23 protein-coding genes are annotated in these 22,249 nt (G+C 63.6%); 8 read left to right on the forward strand and 15 right to left on the reverse strand.

What is annotated here, in order from left to right:
• Position 1 precedes the first annotated feature (1 nt).
• Both NUH88_RS20420 and NUH88_RS20425 read right to left on the reverse strand, forming a co-directional pair.
• Entirely contained in the window at positions 2-778 is a 777-nt protein-coding gene (locus NUH88_RS20420; RefSeq protein ID WP_257768584.1) for an ATP-binding cassette domain-containing protein, read from the reverse strand.
• Positions 779-782: 4 nt separating this feature from the next.
• On the reverse strand, positions 783-1,295 hold the full coding sequence (locus NUH88_RS20425) for a Fur family transcriptional regulator (RefSeq protein ID WP_257768586.1): 513 nt from the start codon (positions 1,293-1,295) through the stop codon (positions 783-785).
• Positions 1,296-1,457: 162 nt separating this feature from the next.
• Here NUH88_RS20425 and NUH88_RS20430 point away from each other — a divergent pair, with 162 nt between their 5' ends.
• From NUH88_RS20430 to NUH88_RS20440, 3 genes are read left to right on the forward strand one after another with little or no spacing between them, the layout of a single operon-like run.
• Positions 1,458-2,234 carry a DUF6134 family protein gene (locus NUH88_RS20430; RefSeq protein WP_257768588.1) on the forward strand — a complete coding sequence of 259 codons (777 nt, stop codon included), beginning with the start codon at positions 1,458-1,460 and terminating at the stop codon, positions 2,232-2,234.
• On the forward strand, positions 2,231-2,980 hold the full coding sequence (locus NUH88_RS20435) for an SDR family NAD(P)-dependent oxidoreductase (protein ID WP_257768590.1): 750 nt from the start codon (positions 2,231-2,233) through the stop codon (positions 2,978-2,980). The genes NUH88_RS20430 and NUH88_RS20435 overlap by 4 nt, the downstream gene beginning before the upstream one ends.
• A 5-nt stretch (positions 2,981-2,985) precedes the next feature.
• Positions 2,986-3,423: a nuclear transport factor 2 family protein gene (locus NUH88_RS20440; RefSeq protein WP_257772276.1), complete on the forward strand. Its 438-nt coding sequence runs from the start codon at positions 2,986-2,988 to the stop codon at positions 3,421-3,423.
• On the opposite strand, the gene NUH88_RS20445 is transcribed toward NUH88_RS20440, so the two are convergent.
• From NUH88_RS20445 to NUH88_RS20500, 12 genes are all read right to left on the reverse strand, one after another.
• Positions 3,394-3,966: a DUF3833 domain-containing protein gene (locus NUH88_RS20445; RefSeq protein ID WP_257768591.1), complete on the reverse strand. Its 573-nt coding sequence runs from the start codon at positions 3,964-3,966 to the stop codon at positions 3,394-3,396. The two genes, NUH88_RS20440 and NUH88_RS20445, sit on opposite strands and share 30 nt — an antisense overlap.
• Positions 3,967-3,969: 3 nt before the next feature.
• Entirely contained in the window at positions 3,970-5,346 is a 1,377-nt protein-coding gene (locus NUH88_RS20450; RefSeq protein WP_257768593.1) for an MFS transporter, read from the reverse strand.
• Between the two features lie 4 nt (positions 5,347-5,350).
• Positions 5,351-6,592: an SAM-dependent methyltransferase gene (locus tag NUH88_RS20455; RefSeq protein ID WP_257768594.1), complete on the reverse strand. Its 1,242-nt coding sequence runs from the start codon at positions 6,590-6,592 to the stop codon at positions 5,351-5,353.
• Between the two features lie 30 nt (positions 6,593-6,622).
• Entirely contained in the window at positions 6,623-7,447 is an 825-nt protein-coding gene (locus NUH88_RS20460) for a DUF1365 domain-containing protein (protein WP_257768595.1), read from the reverse strand.
• 1 nt (position 7,448) lies between these two features.
• On the reverse strand, positions 7,449-8,795 hold the full coding sequence (locus NUH88_RS20465; protein ID WP_257768596.1) for an NAD(P)/FAD-dependent oxidoreductase: 1,347 nt from the start codon (positions 8,793-8,795) through the stop codon (positions 7,449-7,451).
• 64 nt (positions 8,796-8,859) lie between these two features.
• Entirely contained in the window at positions 8,860-10,317 is a 1,458-nt protein-coding gene (locus NUH88_RS20470; RefSeq protein ID WP_257768598.1) for a cryptochrome/photolyase family protein, read from the reverse strand.
• 63 nt (positions 10,318-10,380) lie between these two features.
• Positions 10,381-11,049 carry a ligase-associated DNA damage response endonuclease PdeM gene (pdeM, locus tag NUH88_RS20475; protein ID WP_257768599.1) on the reverse strand — a complete coding sequence of 223 codons (669 nt, stop codon included), beginning with the start codon at positions 11,047-11,049 and terminating at the stop codon, positions 10,381-10,383.
• Positions 11,050-11,107: 58 nt separating this feature from the next.
• The gene (locus tag NUH88_RS20480; protein ID WP_257768600.1) at positions 11,108-11,806 is read right to left on the reverse strand and encodes a GNAT family N-acetyltransferase; all 699 of its coding nucleotides are present in this window, start codon (positions 11,804-11,806) and stop codon (positions 11,108-11,110) included.
• 71 nt (positions 11,807-11,877) lie between these two features.
• On the reverse strand, positions 11,878-14,331 hold the full coding sequence (locus tag NUH88_RS20485; RefSeq protein ID WP_444329683.1) for a ligase-associated DNA damage response DEXH box helicase: 2,454 nt from the start codon (positions 14,329-14,331) through the stop codon (positions 11,878-11,880).
• 63 nt (positions 14,332-14,394) lie between these two features.
• Entirely contained in the window at positions 14,395-14,835 is a 441-nt protein-coding gene (locus tag NUH88_RS20490) for a hypothetical protein (protein ID WP_257768602.1), read from the reverse strand.
• Positions 14,836-14,842: 7 nt separating this feature from the next.
• A complete protein-coding gene (locus NUH88_RS20495) occupies positions 14,843-15,640 on the reverse strand; it encodes an enoyl-CoA hydratase-related protein (protein WP_257768604.1) in 798 nt (265 codons plus the stop codon).
• A 154-nt stretch (positions 15,641-15,794) separates the two neighbouring features.
• Positions 15,795-16,076 (reverse strand): hypothetical protein, encoded by a 282-nt coding sequence (locus NUH88_RS20500; RefSeq protein WP_257768606.1) that lies wholly within the window; start codon positions 16,074-16,076, stop codon positions 15,795-15,797.
• Between the two features lie 115 nt (positions 16,077-16,191).
• On the opposite strand from NUH88_RS20500, the gene NUH88_RS20505 reads away from it, so the two are divergent.
• The 5 genes from NUH88_RS20505 (at position 16,192) to NUH88_RS20525 (ending at position 20,352) form a co-directional block, all read left to right on the forward strand.
• Positions 16,192-16,797 carry an SIS domain-containing protein gene (locus NUH88_RS20505; RefSeq protein ID WP_257768608.1) on the forward strand — a complete coding sequence of 202 codons (606 nt, stop codon included), beginning with the start codon at positions 16,192-16,194 and terminating at the stop codon, positions 16,795-16,797.
• A gap of 2 nt (positions 16,798-16,799) precedes the next feature.
• On the forward strand, positions 16,800-17,825 hold the full coding sequence (locus tag NUH88_RS20510) for a ligase-associated DNA damage response exonuclease (protein ID WP_257768610.1): 1,026 nt from the start codon (positions 16,800-16,802) through the stop codon (positions 17,823-17,825).
• Positions 17,825-19,402, forward strand: coding sequence for a cisplatin damage response ATP-dependent DNA ligase (locus NUH88_RS20515; RefSeq protein WP_257768612.1), 1,578 nt, complete (start codon positions 17,825-17,827; stop codon positions 19,400-19,402). The genes NUH88_RS20510 and NUH88_RS20515 overlap by 1 nt, the downstream gene beginning before the upstream one ends.
• 72 nt (positions 19,403-19,474) lie before the next feature.
• Positions 19,475-20,101: a helix-turn-helix transcriptional regulator gene (locus NUH88_RS20520; RefSeq protein WP_257768614.1), complete on the forward strand. Its 627-nt coding sequence runs from the start codon at positions 19,475-19,477 to the stop codon at positions 20,099-20,101.
• Positions 20,098-20,352, forward strand: a complete 255-nt coding sequence (locus tag NUH88_RS20525) for a hypothetical protein (protein WP_257768616.1) — start codon at positions 20,098-20,100, stop codon at positions 20,350-20,352. Before NUH88_RS20520 ends, NUH88_RS20525 begins: the two co-directional genes overlap by 4 nt.
• On the opposite strand, the gene cysC is transcribed toward NUH88_RS20525, so the two are convergent.
• Entirely contained in the window at positions 20,349-22,235 is a 1,887-nt protein-coding gene (cysC, locus tag NUH88_RS20530; RefSeq protein WP_257768617.1) for an adenylyl-sulfate kinase, read from the reverse strand. The genes NUH88_RS20525 and cysC overlap by 4 nt on opposite strands.
• Positions 22,236-22,249 lie beyond the last annotated feature (14 nt).

A 22,249-nucleotide genomic window follows, 5' to 3' on the forward strand; every position in this document is an offset into this window, starting at 1 on the left:
CTTAATGATGGTGATGGTGTCCGTGATCATGCCCGTGGTCATGATCGCAGGCGCCATCGTGCGTATGGTCGTGGTCGTGACGATAGGGCACGACGGCCGCTTCGTCCAAGCGTCCGAAGAGTGAGCGAAAGCTTGGGTCGCGCTCGACCTCGGCGGGATGGCCGGTGCAGCAGAGATGGCCGTTGAGGCAGAGCACCCGGTCGGTGCCGCGCATCACGAGATGCAGATCGTGCGAGACCAGGATCACGGCGGCGCCGGTCTCCTCGCGGATCGCTTCGACGAGGCGGAAGAGATCCGACTGCGCGGCGACGTCCATGCCTTGCGTCGGCTCGTCCAGCACCAGCAGGGAAGGCTGTTTCAGGATCGCGCGGGCCAGCAGAACGCGCTGCGTCTCGCCGCCCGAAAGTGCCGCGAGCTGGCGGTCGAGCAGGTGAGAGATGCCGCATCGCTCCGCCACGTCGGCGACCCGCCCGCGGACGCCTTTCATGCCGAGCGAGAGGAAGCGCTGCGGGGTCAGTGGCATGGTCGCGTCGATCGCGAGCTTCTGCGGTACGTAGCCGATGCTGGTGCCGGGTGCCAGTTTCACGCTGCCCCCGTCGGGGACGATCAGGCCGAGAACCGTGCGGAGCAGTGTCGTCTTGCCGCCGCCATTCGGGCCGATCACGCTGATGATCTCGCCGGCGCCGAGCGAGAAGCTGATATCGTCCAGCAGCTTGCGGCCGTTGCGCTCGACCGTCAGATGCGAGACGTCGAGAAGGGACGGGGCTTTATCCAGCATCGGGTCAGGCCGCGCCGGCTTTGCATGCGGGGCAGATGCCTTTGATTTCGACGGTGCTTTCCTCGGCCGTGAAGCCATGGCGGCTGGCCATCGTTTTTAGCAGGGTGCTGAGCTTCTCGTCCTCGATTTCGAGGGCCGCACCGCATTCGCGGCAGATCAGGAAGCCGCAATCGTGGCCGGCCTCCGGATGGCTGCAGCCGATATAGGCGTTCTGCGACTCCACCTTGTGCACGAGTCCCTGCTCCATCAGGAACTCAAGTGCGCGATAGACCGTCGGCGGTGCAATCTTGGCCGAGGTCTTTCCTTCCCGGTCTGCGTCCTTCTGCATTTCGGAGAGAATGTCATAGGCGCCGATCGGAGCGTGGCGCTGCCAGACCAGTTCCAGGACACGCCGCCGGGCAGGCGTGATCCGTACTCCGCGCTCGGCGCAAAGCCGCTCGGCGGCGCTCAGCGCGTCGTCGAGGCATTGACCGTGATCGTGGTCCGGCGCGGGAAAGCTGGTCGCTGAATTTTGCACGTCTGTGGGATCCGCCGCAGTCGAAGTGTCGCTGGTGCAATAGTATAATGTTTCAGTTCCGCGTTCCAAGGTCCGGGGATGATCTGTCGCCGGGAAAGTGTCGTATCAGGAGACGCAGATGTATTTTCCTTCTGTCCGCGCCGTCTTCAACCGGGGGATGAGATGAGACTGATCCGCCATTGCGTCCGTTCTCTGTTCGGTGCCGCGCTGCTTCTGACAAGCGTCTTCGCTGTCGGGGGCGCCGCGGCAGCGACCCTGGTCCCCGAGGGATGGGCGGCGGACGGGCTGATCAAGTTCAAAGTCTATCGAAACGGCGATCCCCTTGGTGTCGTCATGTTGAGGTTTGACGTTAAAGACGGTCGGTATATTGTTGATACGCAGACATTATTTGATTACCGCGTGGGACCGTTCACGCTCTATTACTACGCTCTGAGGGCGCAGGACGAGTGGGACGGTTCGGACCTTCTGCGGGCGCGTGGCGTGGTCAATGATGATGGCGAGGTCTTTCTCGTCGACGGCCGAACGGAGGCGGGCGGGTTCCGCTTCACCGGCAGCGAGGGCGAGCATCTGGCGCCGCTCGGGAGTTCCGTGCCGTCGACTTACTGGAATCACGCACTGACCGATGCGAGCAGGCTGATCGACCTGCAATACGGGCGCTTGCGCAATATCACGATGACGGAAATCGGACCGGAGACGATCGAAGCGGAAGGCCGCAAGTTGGAGGCGGTGCATTACGAAATGCGCGGGGAGCTCGATCTCGACATCTGGTACGACCAGCGCCGCGAATGGGTGAAGATGACCTTCGTGCACGATGGAGCGGATTTCGATTATGTCCGCGTCGCGCCCCGCGAGGGCGACAAGGACAGGTTTATCGAACTCGATGCGGTGGAGAAGATCGGTTCCGAGCAGGTGCGCGTCGTTCTTGAGGCGCTCGAATGAGCGCTGGCTGCGTCTGGATCACCGGGGCCAGTTCCGGGATCGGTCTCGCGCTTGCCGAACGAATGATGCGGGATGGCTGGGCGGTCGCCGGTTCCGCCCGTTCGGCCGATGCGCTGTCCGCGCTTGAGAGCAAACATCAGGGAAAGTTCTTCGCCTATCCGCTCGACGTTGCGGACGAGGTTGCCGCGCGTGATGTGGTTGCCCGTATCCGGCAGGAGCGCGGCGGGCTGGACATGGCCGTGCTGGCCGCCGGCACGCATGAGCCCTTCGAGGTGGAGGATTTCCGAACGGAGGTCTTCGGCAAGCTTGTCGGCATCAACCTGATGGGCGTCGTGAACTGCCTTGCCGCGGTCGCGCCGGGGTTCATCGGTGAAAAGCGCGGACATATTGCGGTGGTTTCCTCCGTTGCCGGCTATGGCGGCCTGCCGACGGCTGCTGCCTACGGGGCGACAAAGGCCGCGCTGAACAACATGACGGCCTCTCTGAAGTTCGATTTCGACCGGCATAATGTGAAACTGCAGCTCGTCTGTCCCGGCTTCGTGCGGACACCGCTCACCGACAGGAACCCGTTTCCAATGCCCTTCCTGATGGAGCCTGAAGACGCCGCGGATGCCTTTTATCGGGGGCTGCAATCCGACCGGTTCGAGATCACCTTTCCTCGGCGCTTTGCGCTCATCCTGAAGCTGCTGAACATGCTCCCTTACGGGCTCTATTTCCGACTTGTTCAGCGGGGGACCGGCAAGTGAGCGAGATGTCCGCCGGGGAATGGCTCAAGGCCTATGCGCACTGCTACGAGACCTTGACGGAGGAGTCCCTGGACAGCGTCGCTGCCCTGTTGGCCGAGGATGTCCGCTTCAGCGATCCATTCAGTGACGTTACCGGCCGGGACCAGGTCGTCGCGATCTTCCGGCATATGTACGAGGCGATGGAGAATCCGGCTTTCGAGATTCTTGGAAGTGCCGTCGGCGAGCCGGCCTGTTACCTCAAATGGCGCATGACGGGGCGGGTGAAGTCGGCCGGGCGCCGTGAGATCGAGATCGTCGGCGTGAGCGAAGTGGAGTTCGACGGGGCGGGCCTCGTCACGCGCCATATCGACCATTGGGACGCGGCTTCCCAGGTTTTCGGGCTCTTCCCCGTGCTGGGGTCGCTCCTGCGCTGGCTAGGCCGCGGATTTGCGCCCGGAAAATGACCCCGGGTGATTGGCCGCGTCCTTGGCGAAGAACAGGGTGACGGTGCCGATCGTGATGCCGAATTTCGACACTTCGGCCTTGTTGATCATCACGCCGCCCGGCTGCAGGAACATCCAGTCGTTGAACCGCACCTTGATCTCGCTCTCGCCGACCTTGAGCATCAGATCGTAGGACCAGTTGAGAGCCTTGCCCCGCGCAATCCCTTGTGCGGTGCCGACCACGTCGTCGGCCCGTCCCTCGTAGAGTCCGTCGCCTTTCCGAGTAATGCGCCAGATCCGTTGCTCCTGCTCGCCGTCGCTATAGTCGAAATCCTCGATCAGGGTGAGGGTCGTGCCGTCCCAATCGCCCTGAATGTCGACAACGAATTCCCGCTTCAGGTTTCCGAAACGGTCCTCGAACATTCCCCAGGCCTTGGTTTGGCCAGCGAAATACTCTTCGGGTTTCAGTTCAGGTCCGGTTCCGGCGAAATCTTCGATCTGCATGTTCGAGCAGGCTCCGAGTGTCAGGAGAACCAATAGAATGTACGGAAGACGGTGCATCATGGATCAGCTCCCGGGGCTGGATTTTGCGGTTTTCTGTTCGATTTTCCGGCGCAGCTCGGCCTGTTTTTCCGCTGTGATCGGGAAGCCTCGCATGATGGAGATAGCAGCAAGCTTCAGGACGACCGGTGCGGCACCGTAGAGCAGGGAGAGGGCGAGCAGGGCGCGCGGGGCGTTGTCGCCGGACGCATCGAAGCCGGCGAAATCCAGCAGCGGAAAGGCGATGCCGACGGCGAGCGCGAGGGCGAGCTTGGTCGCCATGCCCCAGAGCGCGAAATAGAGCCCGGCGCGAGAACTCCCGCCCTCGGCCGTGTCGACATCGACCACGTCTGCCTGCATCGAAGGAGGCAGCACGAGATCGGCCCCGAGGCAGAGGCCGGTGCCGATACAGATCGCGAGGAACGCCGCATAGTCGCCGGGGCCGAGTAGCGGCACTGTGGCGAAGATCGCGCTGTTCAGCAGCATGGCGATGATCCAGGCGCGATGCTTACCGAGACGATGACTGACGAAAAGCCAGAGCGGGACACCGGAGATCCCGAGCAGGAAATAGGTCAGCAGCAGGATGTCGACCTCGTCCGGAAGGCCGAGCCCCTTCTCGACGAACAGCACGAAGAGGGTTGCCGCGAGGCCGTTCGCAAGGCCGTTCAGCAGGTAGGCGAGGATGAGGCGAAGGAACGGCCGGTTGCGGATTAGCAGCGCTGCACCGGAGCGCCACTGTTTCATGGTACTTGCGGTTGCCTGTTCCGGTGGTCTCCGCTCCGGTACGAGGCCGGTTGCCAGCAGAACCGAGACCGGCAGCGCGACGACGAGGAACGCGGCGAGCACCGACAGTACCTGCCCGAGGTCCTTCCCGCCCGCGCCTCCGGCGGCAGAGATCGTGGCTGGCATCCCGGAGGCGACGAGGGTGCCCAGTACCACCAGCGTCTCCCGGAAAGCGGTAACGCGGGAACGCTCGTGATAGTCTCCGGAGAGTTCCGCGCCCCAGGCCGTGTAAGGCAGTTGCACCATGGTCCAGCCGAGATAGAGCGCCGCGCTCCAGGCGAAGAGGTGGAGAACGCCGGCCCCCTCAGGCGGAACGAAGAGCATGTAGATCGAAAGGCAGGTGAGCGGCGTGCCGGCGAGGAGCCATGGCTTGCGCCTCCCGAGGCGTGTCGTGATCCGGTCGCTCAGAAGGCCGATGACCGGGTCCGAGACCGCATCCCATAAACGGGCCACGAGCAGGACCAGCCCGACGGCCGCGAGGCTGAGGCCCCGTTCCTGCGCGTAGAAGGCCGGCAGGAATATGAAGAGCGGGACCCCGAGTGCCGCGAGCGGAAGCCCCGGAAAGCCGTAGGCAAGGAGCCTTGTCCGGGAGAATGCCGCTCCGGCGGTCTCTGCCGTCATGCCCTCACGCGTGCTTCAGGGCGATTTGCCGGACATCGATATGGCCGGAACGGAAACCGCCCTCGCAATAGCAGAGGTAATAGTCCCACATCCGCCGGAAGCGTTCGTCGAAACCGAGCGGGGCGATCTCGTGCCAGCGCGCATGGAACCGTTCGCGCCACATGGCGAGGGTACGGGCGTAGTGGCTGCCGAACCCGTCATTTGCGAAACATTCGAGACCCGACGCCTGGAACTGCTCGGTCAATTTGCTGACCGAGGGCAGCATGCCGCCGGGAAAGATGTATTTCTGGATGAAATCCGGGTTGCGCCGGTAGGTCTCGAAGCCTTCGTCGTCGATGGTGATGATCTGCATCGCGGCGTGGCCGGTATCGGTCAGGCGCGCGCGAACCTGATCGAAAAAGGCCGGCCAGTACTTCTCGCCGACCGCCTCGAACATCTCGATCGAGGCGATATGGTCGAAGCGTCCGTCGACGTCTCGGTAATCGCAGAGCTGGATCGAAACCTTGTCCGCGATCCCCTCGCGCTTCGCACGCTCGGTGGCGTAGTCGTGCTGTTCCTCGGAAAGCGTGAGGCCAACGACGCGCGCGCCGTATTCCCGCGCGGCGACGGAAGCGAAACCGCCCCAGCCGCAGCCGATTTCCAGCACGGTCTGGCCCGGTTCGAGCCGGAGCATGTCGGCGATCCGGCGGTACTTGCGGCGCTGCGCTGGTTCCAGATCCTTCTCGCCCGGCTCGAACACGGCGGCGGAGTAGGTCATGCTCGGGTCGAGCCACTTATCGTAGAAGGCATTCCCGATATCGTAGTGGTGCGCGATGTTACGCCGGCTTCCACGTTTGGTATTGCGGTTGGCGAGATGCTGTACCGACTTTAAGAAGCGCACGATCCGGGTGCCATCGATCGCGCGTGAGAGGGCGCGCTGGTTTTGCGCGCCGAACTCGATCAGGGCCGGCAGGTCGGGCGTGTCCCAGCCGCCTTCCATGTAGGCTTCGCCGAACCGCACATCGCCGCCGAGCAGCAGCCGCCGGCTGACATCGTCCGAGGAGAGCTTGACTTCAGCGCACGGCCCGGGAGCGATCCCCTCGAACCGGTAGCTCTCGCCATTTGGCGCGTGCACCGTCAATGTCCCGACGCGAACGGCCTTCAGCATGAAGAGCAAGGCCCGTGTCCAAGGCATCAGGATCTCTGTTCGCTTCGGTCGCAGGCCGGTCACCGGCAGCGGAAATTCGGCTGTCTCGTGATCAGTCATTCTTGCTCGCCCCATTCCAAGTCTTTTTGATTACGCTGCGTGCTGTCCGGCGGATGACTTGCCGATGACGGATACGGCATGGTCCGGCTCCGCCGGCCGTTCGTGGAAAACCGCTCCCTTTATCCAGAGCTTCAGTGCTTCCCAGTGGATTCCCGCGACGACCTTGAGGGTCAGCAGGGGGTATAGCGCGGCCATCTTCAGGATCGCCGTGTCCGTCAGGTCCTCACGGCGCCCTGTATGGGTCGCGACGAGGGTCTCTCCCTCCGGCGTCTCCTGCCGGATCAGGATGGAGAGCTTCTCGCCCGGCTCTTTCACGCGGAAGCGATAGGTCGATTGCATCTCCATGAAGGGGGATACGTAGAAGCCTTTCTCGCAGCTCTGCCGGATCGCGTGCGCCGGATCCTGTCTGTCCTCGACGGGGATCAGATAGCAGTGCTGTTGGCCGAACGTGTTCTTCACCTCGTAGAGAATGGCCTGTAAGCGACCGTCTTCATGGTGGCAGAAATATATCGTTAGCGGATTGAAGACGAATCCTAAAATTCTTGGAAAACAATGCGTTGTGATGCGTCCTTCAAGTGATTCGAGGCCAGCCGTTCGTAGCTGGTCGCGAACCCAGTCGCGGACCGGCGCACCGTCGCGCGTGCCGTGGTCCCGGTCGAAATAGGAAAAAAGATTGAACCGGTTCCGCGAGAAGAAACGGAGCCTTGAGGCGAGCGTGTCGAGCTCGTCGAGATCGACCAGCATCGAGAAGACGCGATAGACGAACCGGTGCCGAAAAGGCAGCAGCCGTGCATGCATGACCTCGCCGCGATAGAGGCATGAGACTGCAGATGTCTGCTCCGCCGCGTCCGTCATCTCAATCGTCTCCCGTCGCCTGCGAGGCCGCTTCCGAGTTCTGCAAGGCGAGCCACCTGTCGCTTGCGGGTGCCACCTCGGTGTTCCAGGGCACTGTGATCCCGAGGCCGCGGGCGACGGCGATCGCGGCTTTCAACCCGTCCTCGTGAAAACCGTAGCCGCAATAGCTGCCGCAGAACCAGGTGTTGCGGGCGCCCTGGATACCGCCGAGATGCTGCTGTGCCCGAACCGCGGCCGTGTCGAAGACCGGGTGGGTATAGTTGAACCGCGCGAATTCCAGCGCTGGGTCGGGCTCGCGCAGAGGGTTCATGGTGACGAAGAGCGGCAGTGTCTCGTCGATGCCCTGCAGCCGGTTCATCCAGTAGGTAAGAGCGACCGCGCGATCCATGTCGCGCCGGCCTTCGGCAAGGTAGTTCCAGGAGGCCCAGGCCCAGCGCCGTTTCGGCATCAGGCTCCTGTCCCGATGCAGCACCGCGACATTGTCCTGGTAGGTGAAACGGCCGAGCAGGTTGCGTTCCGCATCGTCGGCGTCGCTCAGCATCGTAAGCGCTTCGTCGCCGTGCGCGCCGATCACGACCTGATCGTAGAAGGTCTCGGAGCCGTCGGGCTCCGTCACCATGACGCCCGCATCGATCCGGCGGATTTCCCGCACTGGATGGGCCGTCCGGATCTGCCCGCCGCGTTGCTCGATCTCCGCCGCGAGCCGCGTCACATAACTCGCGGAGCCGCGGTCGACGGTAAACCATTGCGGCCGGTTCACATGTTTCAACAGACCGTGATTGACGAAGAAACGGACGAAGCTGCGGGCCGGGAAGGCGAGCATGGTCTCGACCGGACAGGACCAGATCGCGGCAGCCATGGGCAGCAGGTGATCGTAGAGAAAGCCGTCCCCATAGCCTTCGCGCTTCAGGAAATCGCCGAGCGTGATGTCCGGATCCCGTTCTTCTTCCAGCAGGCGCGGGGCGGCGGCGAAGAAACGCGCCACGTCGGCCAGCATGCGGTAGTAGCCTGGCTTCAGCAGGTTCGCCGGCTGTGCGACCAGGCCTTTCAGGGAGCCTTCATATTCGAGGGCGCCGTCGCCGACCGAGACGCTGAAGGACATGTCGCTCGGTTTGGTCTTCACGTCGAGCCAGTCGAAGAGGCCGATCAGGTTCGGGTAAGTCGCCTCGTTGTAGACGATGAAGCCGGTATCAACCGGGACGGACTGTCCGTCGTAATCGACAGTCACCGTATTGCTGTGGCCCCCGAGCCGGTCGTTCGCTTCGTAAACAGTGATTGGATAACGCGAGGACAGCAGCCACGCCGCACCAAGGCCGGCAATGCCGCTTCCGATGACAGCTATACGCATGCAGTAACTCCCCCGGAACAAACTCTATTCTGAATTGTGACGCATGTGCAGCATTTAGCTGTGGCTAACCGCACGCCGCTGCCTTTGCGGGCTCTGCCTCCCCGAGATCCTGGTAGGCGGCAAGCGCCCGCTCCCGACCTTCGGCGAGATCAACGATCGGCGCCGGATAGTCGGGCGCGGGATTTCCAGGCGCCTCCCAGGGCTTCTGCAGGTAACGGTCGGGTACGTCAGCGAGTTCAGGAACCCAGCGTCTCGTGTAGGTGCCGTCGGGATCGAACTTCTCCCCCTGCAGGACCGGATTGAAAATCCGGAAATAGGGCGCGGCATCGGCGCCGGATCCGGCGACCCACTGCCAGGAGGCGGAGTTGCTGGCGAGATCGGCGTCGAGCAGCGTATCCCAGAACCAGGCCTCTCCGGCGCGCCAGTCCACCATCAGATGCTTGATGAGAAAGGAGGCGCAGATCATCCGCACGCGGTTGTGCATGTAACCGGTCTGCCAGAGTTCGCGCATCCCTGCATCGACGATCGGAATTCCGGTCTTGCCACGCTGCCAGGCAGATAGCGGTTTCTCGGAGCTGTCCCAGGGAAAGTTCTCGAATTCGGGCCTGAGGCAGGCTTCCGGAAGGTCAGGGTTGTGATAGAGCAGAGAATAGGAAAACTCGCGCCAGACCAGTTCCTTCAGGAAATGCTCCGCCGACCCGGCGAACGGGTTTCGGTCCGCGGCATGACAATGCGCGACGGTCCTGTGCCAGACCTGGCGAGGTCCGATCTCTCCGAAATGCAGATGCGGCGATAGACGCGAGACATTGGGTTTCGCCGGAAAGTTCCGGCCTTCCTTGTAATCGTCTAGCGCGGTTTCGAGGAACCGGTCGAGCCGGACCTGCGCGCTGGTCTCGCCCGGCGTCCAGTGATCGTGGAATCCCACGGCCCAGTCAGGTTTTGTCGGCAGCAGGTCCCAATCTTCGAGCTTTTCGGATGCGGGCGCGGCCTTCAGCGGGGCAACCCGTTCGGGGGCCGGTTCCGGCGCTTCCGGCTCGCCAAGTGCCCGGAGCGCACGCCAGTAGGGGGAGAAGACTTTCGGCGGCGTACCGGACTTGGTCTTTACTTCCCACGGCTCGAACAGCAGGGAGGCGTTGAAGCTTTCGGCCTCAATCCCGTCCGCCTTGAGCGCGGATTTCAGCTCCGTGTCGCGCTCGATCGCGAACGGCTCGTAACAGCGGTTCCAGTAAACCGCGGCCGCGCCGGTGCTCTTTGCAAGCTCGCGGATCGTCTCGGCGGCGTTGTCGGAGCTCACGAGATGCAATCTGTTTCCGCATTGTTCAAGGTCTCTGCCAAGAGAAGCGAGGCTGTGGTGCAGCCACCACCGCGCCGCGCCTCCCGGCGCCCAGTGCCCGGGTGTCTTGTCATCCAGAACATAAACGGGAAGCACCCGTGCGCCCGACGCGACGGCAGCCGTCAGCGCCGGATTGTCGCTGAGACGGAGATCCTGGCGGAACCAGAGAAGGATCGGTTTGTCGGACACGCTGCCACCCTTGCCGTTGTGCTAGTGCAATACGGCGCGCGGACGGGGACGGATCACTCGTTCTCAGTCAACGTTCGTGCTCGGGAAGCGGTAGATCCGGCGGGGGCCGAGGAAGAGGATTTCGAAGTTTTTGCCGAGCACGGCCCGGATCGCGGGACTGCGGACGCTGAGGCCACCGGTGAGCGCGCCGAAGGCCGGCATGATGAGGCGCTGGCCGTTATGGGCGAAGCAGCGGCCGCTGAGATGGCGCTGGCGCGTCTTCACCCGGGCGGAGGGATGGAAATGTCCGCTGACCTCTCCGTCGCCGCCGGTACTCTCGTGCCGGAAGGTGAGGGCCCCGACCGTTTCTTCCACGCAGTGCCGCCCCGGGAGATCGTCCGGCAGGTCCGGGTCGTGGTTGCCGGTGATCCAGCACCAGTCGCGTTCTGCGACAAGCATGGCGACCTTATCCCGGTCGCCGTCCGCCATCCGCTCCGGGCCGCCGGTATCGTGGAAATTGTCTCCGAGGCATATGACGCGCTCGGGCCGGTACCTGTCGCAGAGGCGGGTGAGGCGTTTCAGCGTCTCAGCCGTGTCGTAGGGCGGCAGAAGGATGCCGCGCGCGGCGAAGCTGGAGCTTTTTTCGAGATGGAGGTCGGAAACCACCAGCAACGCGCGTTCCGGCCAGAAAAGGACTCCGGCCGGATCGGCGGTCAGGGTGACGCCATTGAGGATGAACTGCTCGGTACTCATAGAGCTGCTTTGGCCGAAGGCGGGGAAGCGGTCAAGAGAGGTTGGTGCCGCGCAGCGTTCAGCTACCGAGATCGATCTGCACGCGTTTCTCCAGAATACGAAAGCCGCACGACTCGGCGAGTGACCGTACCGCCAGATTCTCTTCCGTCGTGATGAGAGAGAGGGCCGTGTATCCGGTGTCGCCCAGATGCGAGAGAAGGCCTTCGAAAGCCCGCCTGGCATGCCCCTTTCCGCGCAGATCCGGCCGGGTCAGCAGGTTGCCGAGATTGGCCCGACCGGAAGGAGCGTGCAGGAGAACGGTTCCCGCGGTTGCCGCGATCTCTCCATTCTCGAAAGCGGCGAAGAATGGGGCTGCGAGCATCCAGCCGGAGAAAACGGTGTCGTCGTAGTGTGCGGTCATGAAAGCGGCGATCGCGGGCGCGTCCTCCGGGCCGAGGCGGCGAACGGCCGGCGGCATCGCGAACGTCGGCCGGCCGGACAAGGCATAGAACAGCGCGGTTCGTTCCCGCAGAGGCTCGTCGGCGCAAAGCAGACGAAAGCGGTCCGCATGCTCGGGCAGGAGTTGCAGCTCGCGGCGGCTCGGACCTTCGGCCAGAAGCCGCAGGTCGTCGTCCGCTAGAGGACCGAGGGAGGAATGCACTTCCAGTCCGTCGAATGCGATCGAGAGGATTACGCCACCCGCGGGGGAAAAGTGCGCCATCCGGTTCCGTGCGCCTGCGGCGACGGCGTCGAGCGCCGTGTCCAGATAGAGGCGCATGGCCGGATGGTCGCCGACGCGTCGTCCGAGGTCTTGAATCTCTTCCGGGGAGAGAGTGTCCAACGGCCGCATCAGATCGGCAGCTGCGCCTGCATGTCGCCGCCAGTAGCCTCCGCGACGAGTTCGGCTTCCGCTTCCTCGAGCAACGTATCCATGGCGCCTCCATAGACCTGCTCCTTGCCGATCTCCAGCAGGATCGGCACCGCGAGCGGGGAGACACGGTCTAGAGGACGCACGTCGATCCGTCCCTGCACCTCGACCAGGAAATCGGCGAGCCTCCGGATGTCGGTCAGACCGCGTGCCGCGTCGGCCCGCGTGGCGCGGAGCAGGATATGGTCCGGCTCGTGGCTGCGCAGCACGTCGTAGATCAGGTCGGCATTGATGGTGACCTGGCGGCCGGTTTTCTCGTGCCCGGGAAGCTTGCGTTCGATCAGCCCGGCGATCACCGCGACATTGCGGAAAGTGCGTTTCAGCAGGGTCGAGTCTGCCATCCATTCCTCGAGATCGTCGCCGAGCATGTTCTGGTCAAACAGTGCTTCTACATCCTCCCTGCGCGGCTCTTTCAGGCTCCAAACCCCGATCACGTAGTCGCTCGCGACGAAGCCGAGCGGGTCCAGTCCGGCCCGCTCCATGCGCTTGGTCAGCAGCATGCCGAGGGTCTGGTGCGCGTTGCGGCCGGCAAAGCAGTAGGCGACGAGATAGAATTTGCCCGAACGGGGGAAGATCTCGACCAGCAGCCGGTCCCGTTTCGGCATGACAGAACGCCATTGCTGCATGCGCAGCCAGTCCTCGACCGGTGCGGGGAGCATCGGCCAGTCCCGGTCGTCCTCCAGCATGGCGCGGACACGCTGGGAGAGATGAGTCGTGAAAGGTAGCCGGCCTCCCATATAGGCCGGGATTTCAGGCTCTTCGCCGCCGCCGGGGCTGACCTCTACAACGGTCTCCCGCACGCCCTCGAACGTCAGGAGTTTTCCGGCGAAGAGGAAGGTGTCGCCCGGCGTCAGGCCCTGGACGAAATACTCCTCAATCTCGCCGAGGAAGCGGCCGCGGCGCATGCGGACCTTCAGCGTGACTGCCTCGACGATGGTGCCGACATTCATCCGGTAGGCATGCGCCACCCTCTCGTTCACGACGGTCCACTTTCCGTCTGCCGTAGGGCGCAGGCGCCGGAAGCGATCATAGGTGCGGAGCGCATATCCGCCATCCGTCACGAAGCGCAGCACGGCGTCGAAATCCTCGCGGGATAGTTCTGTATAGGGTGCGGCGGTGCGGATTTCCTCGTAGAGCCGGTTCGGGTGGAAGGGGCCGGAGCAGGCGGTGCCGAGGATGTGCTGGGCCAGGACGTCGAGTGAACCTCCGCTCGGCAGCTCGCCGTCGAGCGTCATCTCCTTTACGGCGTCGATCGCGGCTTGGCATTCCAGCACTTCGAAGCGGTTGGCCGGGATCAGGATCGCGCGGCTTGGCTGGTCGAGCCGGTGATTGGCGCGTCCTATCCGCTGCAGCAGCCGCGACGAGCCTTTCGGCGCGCCGACCTGAATTACGAGGTCGACCGCCGCCCAATCGATGCCGAGATCGAGGGAGGAGGTGGCGACCACCGCCCGAAGACCGCCATTCGCCATCACCGCCTCGACCTTGCGCCGCTGTTCGGCCGAAAGCGAACCGTGATGCAGGGCGATCGGCAGGTTCTGCTCATTCACCCGCCAGAGCGCCTGGAAAAGGATCTCCGCCTGCGCGCGCGTATTGACGAAGACCAGCGTGGTCCCGGCGCCGCAGATCTGTTCGTAGATGTCTTCGACGGCGTAGGTTCCCATATGGCCGGACCAGGGGAAATGACCGCGCCCGATCATGATCTCGACCTCGGCCGCGACGGCGCCGCCGCCGGCCACCCGCGCGACGTCTCCCGCGCCGTGCCGGCCGGTGGGCGAGAGATAGGCCTCGAGCGAGTCCGGATAGGCGACTGTGGCGGAGAGGCCGACCCGGCGCGCATCGGGGGCGAGCTTCGCAAGCCGGGCGAGCCCCAGCGCGAGCTGTTCGCCACGTTTGTTGGGCGCCAGCGCGTGCAACTCGTCGATGACGACGGTGCGCAGCCCCGCGAAGATCTTCGGTGCATCGGTATAGGAGAGCAGCAGCGCGAGGCTTTCCGGGGTGGTCAGCAGAACGTTCGGCGGGGCGCCGCGCTGGCGCTGCTTCTTGGCCTGCGGCGTGTCGCCCGTCCGCGTTTCCGCCGTCACGGGCAGGTCCATCTCCTCGATCGGCAGGAGGAGGTTGCGGTGAATGTCGACCGCGAGGGCTTTCAGCGGCGAGACATAGAGCGTGTGCAGCCCGTCATTTGGAGCATCGGCGAGGTCGATCAGGCTCGGCAGGAAACCGGCCAGCGTCTTGCCGCCTCCGGTGGGCGCGATGAGCAAAGCGTGCTTGCCGCTCCGCGCGGCCTGCAACATTTCGAGTTGATGCGGGTGCGGCTGCCAGCCTTTCGCGTCAAACCAGTCGCGGAATGCGTCCGGAAGTGCGGCGATATCCGTCAAGAGTGCTGCGGTTGCGTCCGACATGCCGGAAAGGTGGAGGGCAACTTGGGCCCCGGCAAGAGATTAGTCCTCTTCGGGGGCTTCGTCATCGGCGGCCCAGCTCATTGCCGGGTGTATTTCCTTGAAGCAGCGGAACCTTGAGCCAGGAAAGATGAACCCCAGCGCCTTGTTGACGAGCAGGGTGAGCCAGTAATTGTCCGTCACGATCGCGACCCGGGTTCCCGGATTCTGGCCTTGTTCGAATTCGGCCCATTGTTTTCCGAGCTTTTCCAGAGCGCCCCAGGTCCAGTCGGTGGGCCCGAACGTTCCTCGGTGGTCGACAACCGTATTGCACCAGATGACCTCGGGGTTGTCCTCCCAGATTCTCGGGATGTACTTGAGTAGATCGTAGTCGGAGAAGCCGTCCCGGATCTCGATCAGCAGCAATTTCTGTTCGCGATCTATCGACCACGAGAAGTTCTGTGCCGCATCGGGCGCGGGGTCATTTCGATCGAGCGGACTCATCACGGGGTCACGCGTCAGCTGGATACCAAGCCGGGTTGCGCTTCTCGGCGAAGCTATTCAGGCCTTCGGCGGCTTCGTCCGATTGGCGCTTCGCTGCGTGCTGGGCAACCAGCTCTTCGAAATACTCGTCCGACAGAGAGATGTTGGCGTGGTCCAGGATGACCTGCTTGGTCTCGGAGATTGCGACCGGTGCCGACAGCAGGAGCTGATCGATGACGGGCCCGGCGGCCGCGTCGAGGCCCCCCGTTGCGCATACTTCGTGCACCAGCCCCATCTCGGCGGCCTTTGCCGCACCGAAGCGCTCGCAGGTGAGCGCGTAGCGACGGACATTGCGCGGCCCCATGGCCGCATTCAGATGCGGGACGATGATGCCGGCCATGACGCCCCAGCGCGCCTCGGTGATGGCGAAGAGCGCATCCTCGCTGGCGATTACCACGTCACAGGCCGCGACAATGCCGACGCCGCCGCCGAAGCAGCCGCCATGTACCAGTGCAACGGTCGGCTTCGGAAAATCGTTAAGGCCGCAGACCGCCGAAGCGGTGCGCCGCGACACCGCGACATTCTCTTCCGGGGAAAGCGCGCCGATCTCGTTCAGCCAGCGCAGGTCGGCCCCGGCCTGGAAGTGCTTGCCGTTGCCGCGCAGGACCACGACTCGGACCTTGTCGTCGGAACCGCAAGCGGCGAACGCGTCGAGCAGGCCCTGGACCACCTCGCCATTATAGGCGTTGTTCACTTCCGGTCGGTTGATCGTGACGGTGGCAACTCCGCGCGCGTCTTTGGTGAGCAGGACAACGGGTTCGGACATGGCGCAGCCTCTTGATTCGGAATACATCTCCGGGACGGAGCGACCGCACCTTAAGCCGTGATCGTGTGCGCTCCAACCCTTTGGCTCTGTCCGGGAACGCGAATGGCCGGACGATCTAGGTCCGGCCATCGAATTTTTGCAGGTGCGAAGGTGCTCAGGCGGCGTTCGAGACGACCAGCTTCGGTTCGCCCAAGGGATCGGCATTTTCACTGTGACGGGAAAGGCCGTCGATCATTTCCAATGCCGCATCGGCCTGAAGAAGCGACCATTTCCGCTGGGTATCGGAAAAATAGACCCGTGGCTTCTTGATTTGCTCGTTGATCATATCTGGTTCCAGCTCTGAAGAGTATTCTGTTGCTGATAATAGGAAGATCGGACAAGCGGGTGAAAATGACAATGTTGCAATGCAGCATTGTATTCGTTTCGGTTTGTCCATAATGGCCGAGAAATTCCGTCATTACGGTTAATTTGTGGGGTATGTGGCGCTGGCATCGGCGGACGCTGTCAGTTAAATTCCGGCAACTTGAGTTTCCGAAACCCCGAGGCTTTCCGTGAACAGTTCCGACATTAAGTCCCGCATCAAGATGATCCTGGATGCGGAGGCGGCGGCGATCGATGCGATCAAGGTCGACGAGACCTATGAAAAGGCCCTCGATATCCTTCAGAACACGCCCGGAAAGATCATCACGACGGGCATGGGCAAGGCGGGGTTCATCGCGCACAAGTTCGCCGCGATCCTGAGCTCGACGGCGTCTCCGGCGTTCTTTATCCATCCGAGCGAGGCGGCGCACGGCGATCTCGGCATGGTCGCTCCCGGGGACTGCATCGTCGCTTTCTCGACCAGCGGGAAAACCCGCGAAGTACTGGAGTTCATCGAACTCAGCCGCCATGTCGAGGCGGGCAAGGTCATCGGTATCACCTCGCATCCGGACAGCGGCCTGCGCGATCTCGCGGACGTCATCATCGATATGGGCGTGATCAAGGAGCCGTGCCCGTTGGGACTGACGCCGTCCGCCAGCATGGCGGTGATGTCGGCGGTGAGCGACGCGCTGGCGCTGGTCCTGATGGAGCGCAAGGGCGTCACCCGGCACGAATATGGACTTCGTCATCACGGCGGCTATCTCGGTAAGCAGGCACGCACGGACAATATCGAGTAGGGATGACGAAAGCCGCACGCAGGGCAAGCTGGATCAGGGTCCGACCGGAGGGCCTGCTTGTCGAGCCGGGCGGCTTCTATGTCGATCCGACGCGGGCCGTCGAGCGCGCGGTCATCACCCACGGCCATGCGGACCATGCCAGGCCCGGCCACGGCACCGTCGCCGCCACTGCCGCTACGCTTGCTATCATGCGGACGCGCTATGGCGAGATGCCGTTCGGTTCCGGCCAGCCACTTGCGCTCGGCGAGACGATCACGATCAATGGTGTGAAGGTATGGCTGGCTCCGGCCGGGCATGTCCTCGGCAGCGCGCAGGTGGTGCTTGAGTATAAGGGTGAGCGTGTCGTCGTCTCCGGAGACTACAAGCGCCGCCCCGACCGGACCTGCACGGCGTTTGAACCCGTGCCCTGCGATGTCTTCGTCACGGAGGCGACCTTCGGGCTGCCGGTCTTCCGCCATCCTCCGGATGAAGGAGAGATGGCGATGCTGATGCATTCGCGCAGCCTCTTCCCCGATCGCTGCCACGTTATCGGAACCTATTCCCTCGGCAAGGCGCAACGGCTGATCTCTCTGATCCGGGCAGCCGGTTACGATAAGCCGCTCTACTTGCACGGCGCTTTGATGCCGCTCTGCGAGCTTTACCAGGCGCACGGCGTCGATCTGGGTGAGCTGCTGCCGGCGACGGCAGGCGAGAAGGGCAAACCGCGGGCGGATCTTTCGGGCGAGATCGTTCTGGCCCCGCCATCGGCCATCGCCGACCGTTGGGCGCGCCGGTTGCCGGATCCGGTCGTGGCCATGGCATCGGGCTGGATGCGCGTGAAGCAGCGGGCGAAGCAAGGCGGCGTCGAGCTGCCACTGGTGATTTCCGACCATGCGGATTGGGACGAACTGCTGCAGACGCTAGACGATGTCGGGGCGCCGGAAGTCTGGGTGACGCACGGGCGTGAGGAGGCGCTGGTCCACGCTGCCCGGAAGAAAGGCATAGAAGCGAAGGCTCTCCGACTGCTCGGTTACGAGGAAGAGGGCTGATGCTGCGCTTCGCCCGCCTGCTCGACCGCTTGCTCTATGCTCCGCAGCGCAACAGCAAGCTGAAGCTGATGGCGGATTATTTCCGCACCGCTCCCGATCCGGACCGGGGAATCGCACTCGCCGCGCTGGCGGGCGCGCTCGATGTGAAGAGTGCGAAGCCATCCACGATCCGCGCGCTGGTGACGGAGCGGGTCGATCCGGAGCTGTTCGGCTGGTCTTACGATTTCGTTGGCGACCTGGCTGAGACCGTCGCCCTGATCTGGCCGGAAAAGCCTGCGAACCGGGCCGCGCCTTCTCTGGGCGAAATTCCTTCGGAACTCGCGGGGCTGAGTGCGGCCGCCGCGTCTGAAGTGATCGAGAGCTGGCTCGACACGCTGGATCCAACCGGACGTTGGGCAATGCTGAAGCTGGTGACCGGCGGGATGCGCGTCGGCGTCTCCGCCCGCCTCGCCAAAACCGCGCTCGCCGAGGCCTTCGGGCGCGAAGTCGACGAGATCGAGGAAATCTGGCATGGGCTGGCGCCGCCCTACGGCGAGCTGTTCGACTGGCTGGAAGGACGTACGGATCGCCCCGATATGAGCGCGCGCGCGGTTTTCCGCCCCCTGATGCTGGCCAATCCGCTGGAGAAGGAAGATCTCGCACGGCTCGATCTTTCGGCCTATGCGGCGGAATGGAAATGGGACGGGATCCGCGTGCAGATCGCGGCGCGCTGCAACGAGGTCAGGCTTTATTCCCGGACCGGCGACGACATCTCGGCGGCTTTCCCGGACATCGTCGATTTCGTGAGTTTCGAAGGCGTGCTGGATGGCGAGCTCCTTGTGTTGCGGGAAGGCGAGGTGGCACCGTTCAACGACCTTCAGCAGCGGCTCAACCGCAAACGTGTTACGGCGAAAATGCTGCGGGAGCATCCGGCGCATATCCGCCTCTACGACATACTGTTCGAGCGGGACGAGGATCTTCGCGGGCTCTCATTCACGGAGCGCCGCACACGACTCGAGACTTTCTGGGAGCGGGAAAAGCCGGTCCGGACTGACCTCTCCGAGATCGTCCCGTTCGAGGATATCGCCGCGCTGGAAGCGCTGCGCGAAGCCTGCCGCGAGGCGCAGCTTGAGGGATTGATGCTGAAGCGCCGCGACAGCGTCTACCAGCCTGGCCGCCCGAAAGGGCCGTGGTTCAAGTGGAAGCGCGATGCGCTGACGCTCGATACCGTGGTGATGTACGCCCAGCGCGGGCACGGCAAGCGCTCCTCCTTCTATTCCGACTTCACCTTCGGCGCCTGGCGTGACGGGGAAGAAGGGCCGGAGCTGGTGCCGGTCGGCAAGGCCTATTCCGGCTTTACCGACGAGGAACTGAAGCGGCTCGACAAATGGGTGCGCGACAACACCATTCAGCGTTACGGCCCGGTGCGGGAGGTTACCCCCGGACTGGTGGTCGAGGTCGCTTTCGACAGCGTGCATCGCTCTTCCCGGCACAAGAGCGGCGTCGCCATGCGCTTTCCCCGCTTTCACCGGATCCGCTGGGACAAACCGGCGGAAGAAGCGGACCGGCTGGAAAGCCTGGAGCAGCTGATCCACTGAGCGGGCCCGCGTCGCATCTCTTCCAACGCAAGCCAATCCTTGATAAAGACGGATAACCTATTGGAATCCGATATGAACGATCGTGCCGCAGACCGTATCCTTTTTCAGCTGAAGACCCGAGGGCCCCAGACCATCGGCGATCTCGGCGCGCATTTCTCCATGACCGGGGAAGCGGCGCGCCAGCATCTCGCCAAGTTGGCGGAAGCGGGACTGGTCACGCCGGAGGACCGGCGCCAGGGGCGCGGCCGGCCGAAACGCTTCTGGGCCCTGACCGATGCCGGGCATGCGCGCTTTCCGGACAGTCACGCCCAGCTCACCGTCGATCTTCTGCAGTCGGTGCGCGAACTCTTCGGCGAGGCGGGACTGGATAGCCTGATCGAGAAGCGGGAGGCGGAAAACCTCGCGCTCTACCGGGCAGAGACCGGCAGGGCACGGACGCTGAAACAGAAACTCGATGCGCTGGTCGAGCTCCGGGACCGCGAGGGCTACATGGCCGAGTGCGTGGAAATGGAGGAGCGCGGTTTTCTCCTGATCGAGAATCATTGTCCGGTCTGTGCCGCCGCCACGGAGTGCCAGGGGCTCTGCCGCTCCGAACTGAAGCTGTTTCGGGATGTTCTGGGGCCCGATTGCGTGGTAGAGCGGACCGATCACATTCTTTCGGGGGCGCGTCGCTGCGCCTATCGGATCACGCTAAAATGAATCGCATCAAACGGCACAAGGTGTCCGCGCTGGTTGGCCTGCGCAAACCGGTTCCCATTGGTATTGGCCACAACCAGGGCCCGCCGCTCAGCAATGTCTGGCACAAGACGCACTGGAAAAAAGCGAGCGCCAATGCCTGGAAGGCACCGGATCGCCTGATCCTTCAGCGCCGCATCAAGAGGGCGAAAGAACTCGGCATGACCTATCGGGAGTACATGCTTGAGATCCTGGAACGCGGAAAGCATCTCTAGCGACCGCCGCCATTCCCCGTCAGGCTGAAATTCTCCTCCACATAAGCGAGCAGTTCGGCCACGGACTCGTTGACCGTCTTGTCGGAGGTATCGACCGTCAATTCCGGAGTTACCGGCTCCTCATAGGGTGCCGAAACGCCGGTGAAGTCCTTGATCTCGCCCGCGCGGGCCTTTTTGTAGAGGCCTTTCGGATCGCGGCCCTCGCAGGTCGAGACGTCTGCCGCGACATAGACCTCGTGGAACAGGTCCGGCGCGATCGAGCGGGCGCGGTCGCGGTCGGCGCGGTAGGGCGAGATGAAGGCGGTCAGCACGAGTACACCGGCGCTGGCGAACAGCTTAGCGACCTCGCCGACGCGGCGGATGTTCTCCGCCCGGTCTTCCGGTGCGAAGCCGAGATCGGAGGAGAGCCCGAAGCGGACATTGTCGCCGTCCAGCACATAGACCTGGTAGCCTTTGGCGAAAAGCTGCTGTTCGGCCTCGATGGCAAGCGTCGACTTACCTGCGCCGGAGAGCCCGGTCAGCCAGAGGATACCGCCTTCGTGACCGTTGGAACGGGCCCGCATATCCGGCGTTACCCGGTGTTCGACGGCGGTGATGTTGGTCGAACGGACATCGCCGCTGCTGCGCTGATCCGGATAGCCTTCCATGAAGATGATGCCGCCGCCGACCGTGTCGTACTCGTCGACCAGGACGAAACGGCCGGTCTTCGGGTTCTCGGAGAACTCGTCGAGTGCCAGCATGGCGCGGGCGCGGAGCGTGATCTCGCCGATCCCGTTGCGCTCTAGTTTGTCCCCGGCAGCCGATGTCAGATTCTCGACATCGATCACGGTTTCGATCGACTGCACGTCGACCATTTGCTCGTTGGTCGCCAGCTTCAGCTTATAGCGCTTGCCGACCTCGAGCGGCTTGCGCCCGAGCCAGAATATGCGGGCGCGGAACACGTTGCTCTCGATCGGCGGGTTGGCCTCGTGGCTGATCACCTGGCCGCGCTCGATGAAGAGCTGTTCCGAGAGCGTGATGCCGACGGACTGACCGGCCGACGCGCTGAGCGCCGGCGACGGGGTGTTCCAGCTCTCGATACTCTTAACCGTCACACTCTTGTTTGAGGGCGAAATCAGGATCCTGTCGCCGGTGCGGATCCGACCGCTCTCGATCCGACCGGCGATGATGCGGCGGTCGTCGAACTTATAGACGTCCTGTACCGGCAGGCGCAGTGGCCGGTCGGTCGGCAGCACCGGCGGGCTGAAGCCGTCCAACACCTCCACCAGATGCGGTCCGGCGTACCAGGACATCTTGTCCGGGGCCGCAACGAGGCCCTGCCCCTCGCGGGCGGAGACCGGCACGATGGCCGCCGCCTCTAGGCCGAGGCCGGAGAGATACTTGCGGATCTCTCCAGTCAGTTCCTGGTAACGCTCCTCGCGATAGTCGACCAGATCCATTTTGTTGATCACGACGGCGACCTGGCGCACGCCGAGCAGGTGCAGGATGTAGCCGTGACGGCGGGACTGTTCCTGCATGCCCTCCTTGGCGTCGATCACCAGCAGGGCCGCGTCGGAAAGCGCGGCGCCCGAGACCATGTTCTTGAGGAATTCGGTATGGCCGGGCGCGTCGATGATGACGTAGTTGCGTTTGTCGGTATTGAAGAAGATCTGGGTCGTGTCGATCGTGATGCCCTGGTCGCGCTCGGCCTGCAGCGCGTCGAGTACGAAGGCCCACTCCACCGGCATACCGCGCCGTTCGGACATCCTGATCACCGCTTCGGCCTTGCCGTCCGGCAGGGAGCCGGTGTCGTGCAGCAGGCGGCCGATCAGGGTCGACTTGCCGTGGTCGACATGGCCGACGACGACAAGCTTGAGGGCGGGGCTTTCGGAGGAAACTTGCATCGGGTGTCTCTTTA

The organism is Nisaea acidiphila (genome assembly GCF_024662015.1).
In the GTDB taxonomy this organism is placed as follows: domain Bacteria; phylum Pseudomonadota; class Alphaproteobacteria; order Thalassobaculales; family Thalassobaculaceae; genus Nisaea; species Nisaea acidiphila.